This window comes from Pseudomonas sp. TH41, assembly GCF_016650695.1.
In the GTDB taxonomy this organism is placed as follows: domain Bacteria; phylum Pseudomonadota; class Gammaproteobacteria; order Pseudomonadales; family Pseudomonadaceae; genus Aquipseudomonas.
In genome coordinates, this window is sequence record NZ_JAEKFH010000008.1 from 104535 (window position 1) to 118051 (window position 13517).

Sequence of the window (13517 nt, forward strand, 5' to 3'; positions counted from 1 at the left end):
CTCAGTTCTGTAAGGGTTTTCCTTTAATCCGCGCCTTGACGCTGCGGTGGCCGCATTCCTATAGTGTGCACAAGTGGCGGAAAGTGGCATAAAGTGGGTTTTTTAAACGCAAAACGCTAATATTTGGAGAAACGCTGTCGTGTTTCGCGGAGCCAACGCTATCAGTCTCGATGCAAAGGGCCGTCTCGCTATGCCGAGCCGGTACCGTGACGAGCTGGTTTCGCGTAGTTCCGGTCAGCTGATCATCACAATTGATGCCGTTGATCCATGTTTGTGTGTTTACCCGCTCGATGAGTGGGAAATTATTGAAACCAAACTGCGCGCACTGCCTTCGCTTCGCGAAGAGAACCGCCGCCTGCAACGTTTGCTGATTGGTAATGCCGTCGACCTCGAGCTCGATGGCAGTGGTCGTTTTCTGGTTCCGCCGCGTCTTCGTGAATATGCCAAGTTGGATAAGCGCGCGATGTTGGTAGGCCAACTGAACAAGTTCCAATTGTGGGACGAGGATGCCTGGGATGCGGTTTCTGCCGCTGACCTGGCTGCTATTCAACAACCGGGCGCTATGCCTGATGAACTGCGTGATTTGATCCTGTGACTATTGATAGCGGCTTTAACCACATCACCGTACTGCTTGACGAAGCCGTGGAGGCTCTCGCCGTACGCCCTGATGGCTGCTATCTGGATGGCACGTTCGGACGCGGCGGACACAGCCGATTGATCCTCAGCCAGCTTGGCCCTGATGGTCGGTTGCTCGGGTTCGACAAAGACCCTCAAGCGATTGCCACCGGGCAAGCGCTAGCGGCCGAAGACGGCCGCTTTGTCGTTGTGCAGCGCAGCTTTGCCGAACTCGGTTCGGAAGTGGCCGAGCGCGGCCTGGACGGCAAGGTCAGCGGTATTTTGCTCGACCTTGGCGTGTCGTCGCCACAGCTCGACGACCCTGAGCGCGGTTTCAGTTTCCTCAATGATGGTCCGCTGGACATGCGCATGGACCCGTCCCGCGGGATCAGCGCCGCCGAATTCGTTAACACTGCGCCGGTGGAAGAAATCGCCCGCGTGTTCAAGCAATACGGCGAAGAGCGTTTTTCTGGTCGCATGGCCCGTGCCGTGGCCGAGCGTCGCGACATCAAGCCGTTCGAGCGCACTGCCGACCTCGCTGAAGTCTTGAAAGTCGCCAACCCTGCATGGGAAAAGGGCAAGAACCCGGCGACCCGTGCCTTCCAGGGCTTGCGTATTCACGTCAACAACGAACTGGGCGATCTGGAAGCCGGCCTCGAAGCCGCGCTGGAATGCCTGGAAGTGGGCGGCCGTCTGGTGGTCATCAGCTTCCACTCGCTCGAAGACCGCATCGTCAAACTGTTCATGCGCAAACTGGTTAAAGGCGAAGCCGACAATCTGCCGCGCAACCTGCCGGTCCGTCACGTCGCCTTCGAACCGATCATCAAAATCCATGGCAAAGCGCAGTCCGCCTCCGAGGCCGAACTCAAAGCCAACCCACGTTCCCGTAGCGCTGTCATGCGTGTCGCGGAGAAGCTGCGGTGAGCAAGCTTTTCGCCAAGCCACTTCCCGGCGGAAGCTTTTTCATGCTGCTGTTGTTTCTTGCCGTGCTCGTTTCAGCGATTGGGGTGTCCTACAGCGCCCACTGGAACCGTCAACTGTTGAACTCGCTATACAACGAGCTGAGCGTGCGCGACAAGGCACAGGCCGAGTGGGGCCGTTTGATTCTCGAGCAAAGCACCTGGACCGCCCACAGCCGAATAGAAGTATTGGCAACCGAGCAACTGAAGATGCGCATTCCTGGCGCAGCTGAAGTGCGGATGGTGGCGCCATGATGAAGCTCGAAGGCGCAATGTTCCCATGGCGTTTCCGCGTGGTGTTGGGCTTGCTCGGTATCATGGTCGCGGCTATCTCCTGGCGCATCATCGATCTGCAAGTGGTCGACCGAGCCTTCCTGAAAGGCCAGGGCGACGCACGCAGCGTTCGTCATATTCCGATTCCGGCTCACCGTGGTCTTATCACCGACCGTAACGGCGAGCCTTTGGCCGTCAGCACCCCGGTGACCACGCTATGGGCCAACGCCAAGGAAATGCAGCTGGCCAAAGAGAAATGGCCTGCTCTGGCGGCGGCACTGGGCCAAGACCCTAAAGCCCTGGCCGAACGTCTCGAAGCTCAGGCCAACAAAGAATTTATCTATCTGGTGCGCGGGCTCACGCCTGAGCAAGGTCAGTCCGTGCTCGACCTGAAAGTCCCGGGCGTTTACGGCATCGAAGAATTCCGGCGTTTCTACCCGGCCGGTGAAGTGACGGCGCACATGGTTGGTTTTACCGACATCGACGACCATGGTCGTGAAGGTGTCGAACTGGCCTATGATGAATGGCTGGCCGGGGTCGCCGGCAAGCGACAGGTCATCAAGGACCGGCGCGGTCGACTTATCAAAGATGTCCAGGTCACCAAAAACGCCAAGGCCGGAAAGCCCTTGGCGTTGTCCATTGACCTGCGCCTGCAATACCTGGCCAACCGCGAGCTGCGCAACGCGATCATCGAGAATGGCGCCAAGGCCGGCAGCCTGGTGATCATGGACGTGAAGACCGGCGAGATCCTCGCCATGGTCAACCAGCCGACCTATAACCCGAACAACCGTCGCAACCTGCAACCGGCGATGATGCGCAACCGCGCGATGATCGACGTGTTCGAGCCGGGCTCGACCATGAAGGCGATCTCCATGAGCGCCGCGATTGAAACCGGGCGCTGGAAACCAAGCGACACCGTCGAGGTGTACCCGGGCAGCTTGCAGATTGGTAAGTACACCATCAAGGACGTATCGAAGACCGAAGGTCCGGTGCTCGACCTGACCGGCATTCTGATCAACTCCAGTAACGTCGGCATGAGTAAGGTCGCGTTCGATATCGGCGGCGAGACGATTTTCCGCCTGGCGCAGAAAGTCGGTCTCGGCCAGGACACCGGCCTCGGCTTCCCGGGCGAGCGCGTCGGAAACCTGCCGAACTACCGCGAATGGCGCAAGGCTGAAACCGCCACGCTGTCCTACGGCTACGGTATTTCCGTGACTGCGATCCAGTTGGTGCACGCCTTCTCGGCGCTGGCCAACAATGGTCGCATCGCGCCGCTGACCCTGATCAAAACCGACAAGGCGCCGCAGACCACGCAAGTGCTGCCAGAAGCCGTCGCGAAAACCATGCAAGGGATGCTGACCCAAGTGATCGAAGCGCCGCGTGGTGTGTTCCGCGCGCAGGTGCCGGCGTATCACGTGGCCGGCAAGTCGGGTACTGCACGTAAAACGTCGGTGGGCACCAAGGGCTACGCCGAGAATTCTTACCGCTCGCTGTTCGCCGGCTTCGGGCCTATGAGCGATCCGCGTTACGCGATCGTGGTGGTGATCGACGAACCGACCAAGGCCGGTTACTTCGGTGGTCTGGTATCAGCGCCGGTGTTCAGCAAAGTGATGTCCGGGACCTTGCGCCTGATGAACATCACCCCGGACAACCTGCCGCCCACTCAAACAGCTAACGCAACACCGGTCGTTCCGCTGAAAGCCAATGGAGGGCGCGGCTGATGTCTCTGAGTCTGAATAAAATTTTCGCCCATGCCGGCCGTGATCTGTTGATTCGCGAACTGGCGCTCGACAGTCGCAACGTGCGGGCTGGTGATCTGTTTCTCGCCGTCCCTGGCGGCAAGTTCGACGGTCGCGCGCACATCGCCGACGCCTTGCAACGCGGCGCTGCTGCCGTGGCGTATGAAGTCGAGGGCGCCACCGTGCTGCCCATTACCGATGTGCCGTTGATTCCGGTCAAAGGCCTGGCGGCGCAGTTGTCGGACATCGCCGGGCGTTTTTACGGTGATCCGAGCCGTCACTTGAACCTGGTCGGCGTGACCGGCACCAACGGCAAAACCAGCGTGACCCAATTGGTTGCCCAGGCGCTTGACCTGCTCGGCCAACATTGTGGCATCGTCGGTACGCTGGGCACCGGTTTCTACGGCGCGCTGGAAAGTGGCTTGCACACCACGCCGAATGCGATTGCCGTGCAAGCGACCCTTGCCGACCTGAAAAAAGCCGGCGCCAAAGCCGTGGCCATGGAAGTCTCTTCCCATGGCCTGGATCAGGGCCGCGTGACCGCGCTGGCGTTCAATGTCGCGGTGATGACCAACCTGTCCCGCGATCATCTGGATTACCACGGCACCATGCAGGCCTACGGTGAAGCCAAGGCCAAGCTGTTTGACTGGAGCGAATTGAAGTGCCGGGTGGTTAACCTCGACGACGATTTTGGCCGGCAGCTGGCCGCCGAAAAACGCGAATCGCGGCTGATCACCTACAGCCTGCTCGACAGCAACGCCTACCTTTATTGCCGCGAAGCGCAGTTCGACGACGAGGGTGTGCGCGCCACGTTGGTCACGCCGCAAGGCGAGCACCATTTGCGCAGCACCTTGCTCGGTCGCTTCAACTTGAGCAACGTGCTGGCAGCTGTCGGCGCTTTGCTCGGTCTGGACTACGCGTTGGACGAAATCCTCAAGGTCCTGCCGAAACTCGAAGGCCCGGCCGGCCGGATGCAGCGTCTCGGCGGCGGTTCTCAGCCGTTGGTGGTGGTCGATTACGCCCACACCCCGGATGCGCTGGAGAAAGTGTTGACGGCCCTGCGTCCTCACGCCAAAGGTCGTTTGCTGTGCCTGTTCGGTTGCGGCGGCGATCGCGATCGCGGCAAGCGTCCGCTGATGGCTGAAGTGGTCGAGCGTCTGGCCGATGGCGTGCTGGTCACCGACGACAACCCGCGCACTGAAGACCCGGCAGTGATTTTTGATGACATCCGTGCCGGTTTCACGGCGATGGATAAAGTGACCTTCGTCGCTGGCCGCGGCCAGGCGATAGCGCAATTGATCGCCAGCGCTTCGGCGGATGACGTGATTGTCCTGGCTGGCAAAGGTCACGAGGACTATCAGGAAATCAACGGCGAACGTCACGCTTTCTCCGATTTGGTCGAAGCCGATCACGCCTTGACTGCGTGGGAGGTGGCCCATGCTTAAAGTCTTGAAACTGAGCGAGCTGACTGGCGCGCTGAATGCCCGTCTACTGACTGCCGATGCCAGCTTCGACGGTGTCAGCATCGACAGTCGCGCGATCAAACCAGGCCAGCTGTTTATTGCCCTGACCGGCCCGCGCTTCGATGGTCATGACTATCTCAATGACGTTGCCGCAAAAGGCGCCGTAGCCGCATTGGTCGAGCGCGAAGTCGCCGATAGCACGCTGCCGCAATTGCTGGTGAAAGATACCCGTCAGGCGCTCGGTCAGCTGGGCGCGCTGAACCGTGCGGCTTACACCCATCCGGTGGCGGCCATTACCGGTTCCAGCGGCAAGACCACGGTCAAGGAAATGCTCGCAAGCATCCTGCGCACCCGTGGTCCGGTGTTGGCGACCCGTGGCAACCTGAACAACGACCTTGGCGTTCCGCTGACCCTGCTCGAACTGGCGCCGGAACACACCGCGGCAGTCATCGAGCTCGGCGCATCGCGACTCGGCGAAATTGCCTACACCGTCGGCATGACCAAGCCGCACGTGGCCATCCTCAACAACGCTGGGACCGCCCATGTCGGCGAGTTTGGCGGGCCGGAAAAAATCGTTGAAGCCAAAGGCGAGATTATTGAAGGGCTGGGTGCCGATGGCGTCGCCGTTCTCAACCTTGACGACAAGGCATTCGAGATCTGGAAGACCCGCGCCGCCGGTCGCAAAATCCTGACCTTCGCCCTGAGCAACGTCCGCGCCGATTTCTATGCCAGCGATCTGGATCGCGACGCTCGCGGTTGCCCGGCCTTCAACCTGCACAGTCCTGACGGTGTGGAGCGCGTTCAACTGAACCTGCTCGGCACCCATAACGTTGCCAACGCCATGGCCGCCGCCGCTGCCGCTCATGCCTTGGGCGTGTCGCTGTTCGGCATCGCCACCGGCCTCGGCGCGGTACAACCTGTGAAGGGCCGTACTGTCGCGCAACTGGCCACCAATGGCATGCGCGTGATTGATGACACCTACAACGCGAACCCCACCTCAATGTGCGCCGCCGTTGATATACTCGCCGGCTTTTCCGGCCGTACCGTTCTGGTGCTCGGGGATATCGGCGAGTTGGGCGAGTGGGCGGAGCAGGGGCACCGCGACGTGGGCGAATACGCCCGTGGCAAGGTTTCCGCGCTTTACGCGGTCGGGCCAATGATGGCTCACGCCGTCAACGCTTTCGGCGAGCAGGCTTATCACTTCACCACTCAGGCTGAACTGATCAAGGCCCTCGGCGCCGAGCAAGACACAAACACCACCATTTTGATCAAGGGCTCGCGCAGCGCCGCGATGGAAAACATCGTCGCCGCTTTGTGCGGGACCAGCCTGGAGAAACATTAATGCTGCTGCTGCTAGCGGAGTATCTGCAACAGTTCTACAAAGGCTTCGCGGTCTTTCAGTACCTGACCCTGCGCGGGATTCTCGGTGTGCTGACCGCGCTGGTTTTGTCGCTGTGCTATGGCCCGTGGATGATCCGTACTTTGCAGAACCGTCAGATCGGTCAATCCGTTCGCAACGACGGTCCACAATCGCACCTCTCCAAGTCAGGCACCCCGACCATGGGCGGCGCGCTGATTCTGTCGTCCATCGGTGTCAGCACCTTGCTCTGGGCTGACCTGGCGAATCGTTACGTGTGGGTCGTGTTGTTGGTGACCCTGCTGTTCGGCGCCATCGGCTGGGTCGACGACTACCGCAAAGTAATCGAGAAGAACTCCCGTGGCTTGCCGAGCCGCTGGAAGTACTTCTGGCAGTCGGTGTTTGGCCTGGGCGCGGCGATCTTCCTTTATATGACCGCAGCGACACCGGTGGAAACCACCCTGATCCTGCCGATGCTCAAGGACTACAGCATTCCGCTGGGCGCCGGCTTCATCGTCCTGACCTATTTCGTGATTGTCGGCTCCAGCAACGCGGTCAACCTGACCGACGGCCTCGATGGCCTGGCGATCATGCCGACCGTGATGGTGGGCGGCGGGCTGGGCATTTTCTGCTACCTGTCGGGTAACGTGAAATTTGCTGAATACCTGCTGATTCCTTATGTGCCGGGCGCGGGCGAGCTGATCGTGTTCTGCGGCGCGTTGATCGGTGCCGGCCTCGGATTCCTCTGGTTCAATACCTATCCGGCACAGGTTTTCATGGGCGACGTCGGGGCATTGGCGTTGGGCGCAGCCTTGGGCACCATCGCAGTGATCGTCCGTCAGGAAATCGTCCTGTTCATCATGGGCGGTGTGTTCGTGATGGAAACCCTCTCCGTCGTCATTCAGGTCGCTTCTTTTAAACTGACCGGTCGCCGCGTATTCCGCATGGCGCCGATTCACCACCACTTTGAACTCAAGGGCTGGCCCGAGCCGCGCGTGATCGTCCGTTTCTGGATCATCACCGTGATTCTCGTGCTGATCGGTCTTGCCACCCTGAAGCTGAGGTAGAACGAGTGTCTCTGATCGCTTCTGACCACTTCCGCATCGTTGTCGGCCTCGGCAAGAGCGGCATGTCCCTGGTTCGCTTCCTGGCGAATCGGGGCACGTCGTTTGCTGTCGCCGATACGCGGGAAAATCCACCGGAACTGGCCACGCTCAAGCGTGACTATCCGCACGTGGAGGTGCGTTGTGGCGAGCTGGACGTTGAGTTCTTGTGCCGCGCCGATGAACTCTACGTCAGCCCTGGTCTGGCGCTGGCAACCCCGGCCCTGCAGGCTGCCGCCGCCCGTGGCGTGAAATTGTCCGGCGACATCGAACTGTTCGCGCGTAACGCGAAAGCGCCGATTGTCGCCATCAGCGGTTCCAACGCGAAAAGCACCGTCACCACCCTGGTCGGCGAGATGGCGGCCGCGGCCGGCAAGCGTGTCGCCGTCGGCGGCAACCTCGGCACGCCAGCGCTGGACCTGCTCAGCGATGACGTCGAGCTGTACGTGATGGAGCTGTCGAGCTTCCAGCTGGAAACCACCGACCACCTCGGCGCTGAAGTGGCGACGGTGCTCAACGTCAGCGAAGACCACATGGACCGCTATAGCGGCCTGCCGGCCTATCATCTGGCCAAGCACCGGATCTTCCGTGGCGCCAGGCAGTTTGTGGTCAACCGCCAGGATGCCCTGAGCCGTCCGTTAATAGGTGAAGGTCAGCCATGCTGGACCTTCGGTTTGAGCAAACCCGATTTCAAGGCGTTCGGTATCCGCGAAGAAGATGGCGAGAAATACCTGGCCTTCGAGTTCCAGAACCTGATGCCGGTGCGCGAGTTGAAAGTTCGCGGCGCCCACAACCAGTCCAACGCACTGGCGGCATTGGCCTTGGGCCATGCGGTTGGCCTGCCATTCGACGCCATGCTCTCGAGCCTGCGTACGTTTGCCGGGCTTGAGCATCGCTGCCAGTGGGTTCGCGATCTGAATGGCGTGAGCTACTACAACGATTCCAAAGCCACCAACGTAGGCGCCGCACTGGCGGCTATCGAAGGGTTGGGCGCGGACATCGAGGGCAAACTCGTGCTGATCGCCGGTGGCGACGGCAAGGGGGCCGAGTTCAAGGACCTGCGTGATCCGGTGGCGGCCAACTGCCGCGCCGTGGTGTTGATGGGTCGTGACTCCGACTTGATCGGCCAGGCCATCGGCGATGCCGTACCGTTGGTTCGCGTCAGCTCGCTGGATGAAGCCGTCGCGCAATGCCGCGTCCTCGCCGAACCGGGCGATGCGGTGCTGCTGTCGCCGGCCTGCGCCAGTTTCGACATGTTCAAGAATTACGAAGACCGTGGTCACCAGTTCGTCCGCGCTGTGGAGGATCTGGCATGAGCCTGAAAAATATCATCAAGCCGTATCCGTCGCCGATCATTACCGGGCGCGGTATCGACCTCGACTTTCCGATGCTCGCTGGCTGTCTGGCCTTGCTCGGTCTGGGGCTGGTCATGATTGCATCGGCCTCGACCGAAGTCGCGGCGGTGCAGTCGGGCAGTGCGCTGTATTACATGATTCGCCACCTTATTTACATCGTGCTCGGCCTCGGTGCCTGCATCATCACCATGATGATCCCGATTGCCACCTGGCAACGCCTGGGCTGGCTGATGCTGCTGGGGGCGTTCGGTTTGCTGGTGATGGTGATCGTCCCGGGAATCGGCCGTGAAGTGAACGGTTCGATGCGCTGGATCGGTTTCAGTTTCTTCAACGTTCAGCCTTCAGAGATCGCCAAGGTGTTTGTGGTGATCTACCTCGCCGGCTATCTGGTGCGCCGCCAGAAAGAAGTGCGTGAAAGCTGGATGGGCTTCTTCAAGCCTTTCATCGTTCTGCTGCCAATGGCGGGTCTGTTGCTGATGGAGCCGGACTTCGGTGCCACCGTCGTGATGATGGGGGCGGCTGCGGCGATGCTGTTCCTCGGCGGGGTCGGGCTGTTCCGTTTTTCCTTGATGGTTGTCCTGGCGGTTGCGGCGGTGGTGTTGTTGATTCAAGTGCAGCCGTATCGAATGGCGCGCCTGACCAACTTTGCCGATCCGTGGGCCGACCAGTTCGGTGCCGGCTATCAGTTGTCCCAGGCATTGATCGCTTTTGGTCGCGGTGAATGGCTGGGCGTTGGCCTGGGCAATAGCGTGCAGAAGCAGTTCTACCTGCCGGAAGCCCACACCGACTTCGTGTTCTCGGTCCTGGCCGAAGAACTCGGCGCCGTGGGTTCTTTGTGCACCGTAGCGCTGTTCGTCTTTGTCTGTATTCGCGGCATGTACATCGGTTTTTGGGCCGAGAAGGCCAAGCAATTCTTCGCCGCCTACATCGCGTACGGCTTGTCGTTCCTGTGGATTGGTCAGTTCCTGATCAACATTGGGGTGAACGTTGGACTGCTGCCCACCAAAGGTCTGACGCTGCCGTTCCTCAGTTATGGCGGTAGTTCGTTGGTGATTTGCTGCGCCTGTCTCGGTTTGTTGCTGCGCATTGAGTGGGAGAGCCGAACCCACCTCGGCAGTGAAGAGATGGAGTTCCATGAGAGCGACTTCGCCGAGGAGCCGAACCATGGGCGCTAACGTATTGATCATGGCGGGCGGTACCGGGGGCCACGTGTTCCCGGCGCTGGCTTGCGCTCGTGAATTTCAGGCCCGCGGTTACACCGTGCACTGGCTCGGGACACCGCGTGGCATCGAGAACGACCTGGTGCCAATGGCCGGCATCGAGCTGCACCGGATCAATGCCAGCGGACTGCGCGGCAAGGGCAAGTTGTCGCTGCTCAAGGCGCCGTTCATGTTGCTCAAATCCATCTGGCAGGCGCGCGCGATCATTCGCCAGCTGCGGCCGGTGTGTGTGGTCGGTTTCGGTGGTTTTGTGACCGGTCCTGGTGGCGTCGCAGCCAAACTGGCCGGCGTGCCGGTGATTGTTCACGAGCAGAACGCCGTGGCCGGTACCGCCAATCGGTTGCTGGTGCCGTTGGCCGCCCGAGTGTGTGAAGCGTTCCCCGACACCTTTACCCTGTCGGACAGCCGTCGGACCACCGGTAACCCGGTGCGCACCGAGCTGTTCCTCGACACACCGCGACCTGCCCTGGCGGGTCGCAAGGCGCGTTTACTGATTCTGGGCGGAAGCCTGGGCGCAGAACCGTTGAACAAGTTGCTGCCTGAAGCCCTGTCGCAAGTCGCCTCCGACCTGCGCCCGGAAGTGTTTCATCAGGCCGGCAAAAACCACGATGAAGTGACTGCAGAGCGCTATCGCGCGGCTGGCGTCGAGGCGCAAGTGCAGCCTTTCATCAAAGACATGGCCCAAGCCTATGGCTGGGCCGACCTGGTGGTGTGCCGCGCAGGCGCGCTGACCATCAGTGAACTGGCCGCCGCCGGTCTGCCCTCGTTGCTGGTGCCTTTGCCCCATGCGATCGACGATCACCAGACCCGCAACGCCGATTATTTGGCCCGTGAAGGCGCTGCCTTCCTGATGCCGCAAAGAACGACTGGCGCAGCGGATCTTGCCGCGCGCCTGACCGAGGTCCTGATGCAACCACAACGACTCACCGACATGGCCACTGCGGCCCGCCGTCTGGCCAAACCCGATGCCACCCGTAACGTGGTCGATACCTGCCTGGAGGTGGCCCATGGTTGAGAATCAGAAAGCCATGCCGCAACCGGAAATGCGCCGCATCCGTCGCATCCACTTCGTCGGTATCGGCGGCGTGGGCATGTGCGGGATTGCCGAAGTGTTGTTGAACCTGGGCTATGACGTGTCCGGTTCCGACCTGAAAGCCTCGCCAGTGACCGAGCGCCTGGAATCGTTCGGGGCGCAGATTTTCATCGGTCACCGTGCCGAGAACGCTGCTGTTGCGGACGTGCTGGTGGTGTCGAGTGCGGTGAATACGTCCAACCCGGAAGTTGCCACCGCACTGGAGCGCCGGATTCCGGTGGTGCCGCGCGCTGAAATGCTGGCTGAGCTGATGCGCTACCGCCACGGCATCGCCGTCGCCGGTACCCACGGCAAAACCACCACCACCAGCCTGATCGCTTCGGTGTTCGCGGCCGGTGGCCTGGACCCGACCTTCGTCATCGGTGGCCGCCTGAATGCGGCGGGCACCAATGCCCAGCTCGGCACCAGCCGCTACCTGATTGCCGAAGCCGACGAAAGCGATGCCAGCTTCCTGCACTTGCAACCGCTGGTGGCCGTGGTCACCAACATCGACGCCGACCACATGGCGACCTACGACGGTGACTTCAACAAACTGAAGAAAACCTTCGTCGAGTTCCTTCACAACCTGCCGTTCTACGGGCTGGCGGTGGTGTGCCTGGACGATCCGGTGGTGCGTGAAATCCTGCCGCTGGTAAAACGTCCGACGGTCACTTATGGCTTCGGCGATGACTGTGACGTGCGCGCCATCAATGTGCGCCAGCAAGGCATGCAGACCTTCTTCACGGTGCTGCGTCCTGATCGCGAGCCGCTGGATGTCTCGGTGAACATGCCGGGTAACCACAACGTATTGAACGCGCTGGCCACCATTTGCATCGCTTCCGACGAAAGCGTCAGCGATGAAGCCATCGTCCAGGGCCTGTCCGGGTTCCAGGGTGTCGGTCGACGCTTCCAGGTCTACGGCGAATTGCCGGTAGAGGGTGGCAGCGTGATGCTGGTCGACGATTACGGTCACCACCCGACCGAAGTCGCTGCCGTGATCAAAGCCGTCCGCGGTGGCTGGCCGGATCGCCGTCTGGTGATGGTGTATCAGCCGCACCGTTACAGCCGCACCCGCGACCTGTACGACGATTTCGTCAATGTACTGGCCGACGCCAACGTGCTGCTGTTGATGGAAGTGTATCCGGCCGGTGAAGAGCCGATTCCGGGCGCTGACAGCCGCAAGCTGTGCAACAGCATCCGCCAGCGCGGCCAGCTCGATCCGATCTACATCGAGCGTGGTGTCGACCTCCCGCCGGTGGTCAAGCCGCTGCTGCGTGCCGGCGACATCCTGCTGTGCCAGGGCGCTGGTGATATCGGCGGCCTCGCGCCAAAACTGTTGAATAGTCCGTTGTTTGCTGGCGCCGTTGCTGCGCCAAGTGTGGGGAAGTTGAAATGACTGCTGCTTACGCCAACCTCGTCTCCACCCTCGCGCCGAAAGACTTCGGCCGCGTCGCCGTGCTGTTCGGCGGCAAGAGTGCCGAGCGTGAGGTTTCCTTGAAGTCGGGTAACGCGGTTCTCGACGCGCTGCAAAGCGCCGGTGTGGACGCGTTCGGTCTCGACGTGGGCGATGACCTTCTGCAGCGTCTGTTGAACGAAAAGATCGACCGCGCCTTCATCATTCTCCACGGTCGTGGCGGTGAAGACGGCAGCATGCAGGGCCTGCTCGAATGCCTGGGCATTCCGTACACCGGCAGCGGCATTCTTGCCTCGGCGCTGGCGATGGACAAGCTGCGGACCAAACAGGTCTGGCACAGCTTGGGCATCCCGACGCCACGTCACGCGGTATTGAGCAACGAGGCCGATTGTATTTCGGCGGCCACGGAACTGGGCTTCCCTTTGATCGTCAAACCGGCCCATGAAGGTTCAAGTATCGGGATGGCCAAAGTGACTTCCGCGTCTGAATTGATCGACGCCTGGAAAGCGGCCAGTACCTACGATTCGCAAGTGTTGGTCGAGCAATGGATTCAAGGTCCGGAGTTCACCATCGCTACCCTGCGTGACCAGGTGTTGCCACCGATTGCCCTGGGCACGACGCACAGCTTCTACGACTACGACGCCAAGTACGTGGCTTCCGATACCCAGTACCGGATTCCGTGTGGCCTGGACAGCGACAAAGAAAAGGAACTCATGGACCTGACGGCGAAAGCCTGTGAGGCGCTGGGTATCGCCGGTTGGGGCAGGGCAGACGTGATGCAGGACGCCGACGGGCAGTTCTGGTTCCTGGAAGTCAACACCGCACCGGGCATGACCGATCACAGTCTGGTGCCGATGGCGGCCCGTGCCGCCGGCCTGGATTTCCAGCAACTGGTTCTGGCGATTCTGGCCGCCAGCATTGCCGGCAACAACGAGCCGCGAGGTTAA

At 61.0% G+C, this 13517-nt stretch carries 12 protein-coding genes; all 12 read left to right on the forward strand.

Translation table 11 applies throughout. From position 1 onward, the window contains the following. Positions 1-139 precede the first annotated feature (139 nt). The 12 genes from mraZ to JFU37_RS29230 are packed head-to-tail and all read left to right on the forward strand — an operon-like array spanning position 140 to position 13517. On the forward strand, positions 140-595 hold the full coding sequence (gene mraZ, locus JFU37_RS29175; RefSeq protein WP_201120587.1) for a division/cell wall cluster transcriptional repressor MraZ: 456 nt from the start codon (positions 140-142) through the stop codon (positions 593-595). Then, positions 592-1539, forward strand: a complete 948-nt coding sequence (gene rsmH / locus JFU37_RS29180; protein ID WP_414910003.1) for a 16S rRNA (cytosine(1402)-N(4))-methyltransferase RsmH — start codon at positions 592-594, stop codon at positions 1537-1539. The genes mraZ and rsmH overlap by 4 nt, the downstream gene beginning before the upstream one ends. Further along, a complete protein-coding gene (gene ftsL, locus JFU37_RS29185; protein WP_123425024.1) occupies positions 1536-1829 on the forward strand; it encodes a cell division protein FtsL in 294 nt (97 codons plus the stop codon). The genes rsmH and ftsL overlap by 4 nt, the downstream gene beginning before the upstream one ends. After that, positions 1829-3568, forward strand: a complete 1740-nt coding sequence (locus JFU37_RS29190; protein WP_201120616.1) for a peptidoglycan D,D-transpeptidase FtsI family protein — start codon at positions 1829-1831, stop codon at positions 3566-3568. Before ftsL ends, JFU37_RS29190 begins: the two co-directional genes overlap by 1 nt. Continuing rightward, positions 3568-5031, forward strand: coding sequence for a UDP-N-acetylmuramoyl-L-alanyl-D-glutamate--2,6-diaminopimelate ligase (locus JFU37_RS29195; protein ID WP_201120588.1), 1464 nt, complete (start codon positions 3568-3570; stop codon positions 5029-5031). Before JFU37_RS29190 ends, JFU37_RS29195 begins: the two co-directional genes overlap by 1 nt. Further along, positions 5024-6391, forward strand: a complete 1368-nt coding sequence (locus JFU37_RS29200) for a UDP-N-acetylmuramoyl-tripeptide--D-alanyl-D-alanine ligase (RefSeq protein WP_201120589.1) — start codon at positions 5024-5026, stop codon at positions 6389-6391. The genes JFU37_RS29195 and JFU37_RS29200 overlap by 8 nt, the downstream gene beginning before the upstream one ends. Further along, positions 6391-7473: a phospho-N-acetylmuramoyl-pentapeptide-transferase gene (gene mraY / locus JFU37_RS29205; RefSeq protein ID WP_007939841.1), complete on the forward strand. Its 1083-nt coding sequence runs from the start codon at positions 6391-6393 to the stop codon at positions 7471-7473. The genes JFU37_RS29200 and mraY overlap by 1 nt, the downstream gene beginning before the upstream one ends. Positions 7474-7478: 5 nt before the next feature. Next, positions 7479-8825 (forward strand): UDP-N-acetylmuramoyl-L-alanine--D-glutamate ligase, encoded by a 1347-nt coding sequence (gene murD, locus JFU37_RS29210; RefSeq protein ID WP_201120590.1) that lies wholly within the window; start codon positions 7479-7481, stop codon positions 8823-8825. Further along, positions 8822-10039: a putative lipid II flippase FtsW gene (ftsW, locus tag JFU37_RS29215; RefSeq protein WP_446739618.1), complete on the forward strand. Its 1218-nt coding sequence runs from the start codon at positions 8822-8824 to the stop codon at positions 10037-10039. Before murD ends, ftsW begins: the two co-directional genes overlap by 4 nt. Beyond that, a complete protein-coding gene (gene murG / locus JFU37_RS29220) occupies positions 10029-11099 on the forward strand; it encodes an undecaprenyldiphospho-muramoylpentapeptide beta-N-acetylglucosaminyltransferase (protein ID WP_201120591.1) in 1071 nt (356 codons plus the stop codon). Before ftsW ends, murG begins: the two co-directional genes overlap by 11 nt. Further along, positions 11092-12552, forward strand: coding sequence for a UDP-N-acetylmuramate--L-alanine ligase (murC, locus tag JFU37_RS29225; protein ID WP_201120592.1), 1461 nt, complete (start codon positions 11092-11094; stop codon positions 12550-12552). Before murG ends, murC begins: the two co-directional genes overlap by 8 nt. Then, the gene (locus tag JFU37_RS29230; RefSeq protein WP_201120593.1) at positions 12549-13517 is read left to right on the forward strand and encodes a D-alanine--D-alanine ligase; all 969 of its coding nucleotides are present in this window, start codon (positions 12549-12551) and stop codon (positions 13515-13517) included. The genes murC and JFU37_RS29230 overlap by 4 nt, the downstream gene beginning before the upstream one ends.

Coding starts and splice junctions, on each gene's coding strand:
- mraY (WP_007939841.1), top strand. CDS start 6,391: ATGCTGCTGCTGCTAGCGGAGTATCTGCAACAGTTCTACAAAGGCTTC.
- murC (WP_201120592.1), top strand. CDS start 11,092: ATGGTTGAGAATCAGAAAGCCATGCCGCAACCGGAAATGCGCCGCATC.
- JFU37_RS29190 (WP_201120616.1), top strand. CDS start 1,829: ATGAAGCTCGAAGGCGCAATGTTCCCATGGCGTTTCCGCGTGGTGTTG.
- murG (WP_201120591.1), top strand. CDS start 10,029: ATGGGCGCTAACGTATTGATCATGGCGGGCGGTACCGGGGGCCACGTG.
- JFU37_RS29230 (WP_201120593.1), top strand. CDS start 12,549: ATGACTGCTGCTTACGCCAACCTCGTCTCCACCCTCGCGCCGAAAGAC.
- ftsW (WP_446739618.1), top strand. CDS start 8,822: ATGAGCCTGAAAAATATCATCAAGCCGTATCCGTCGCCGATCATTACC.
- JFU37_RS29200 (WP_201120589.1), top strand. CDS start 5,024: ATGCTTAAAGTCTTGAAACTGAGCGAGCTGACTGGCGCGCTGAATGCC.
- JFU37_RS29195 (WP_201120588.1), top strand. CDS start 3,568: ATGTCTCTGAGTCTGAATAAAATTTTCGCCCATGCCGGCCGTGATCTG.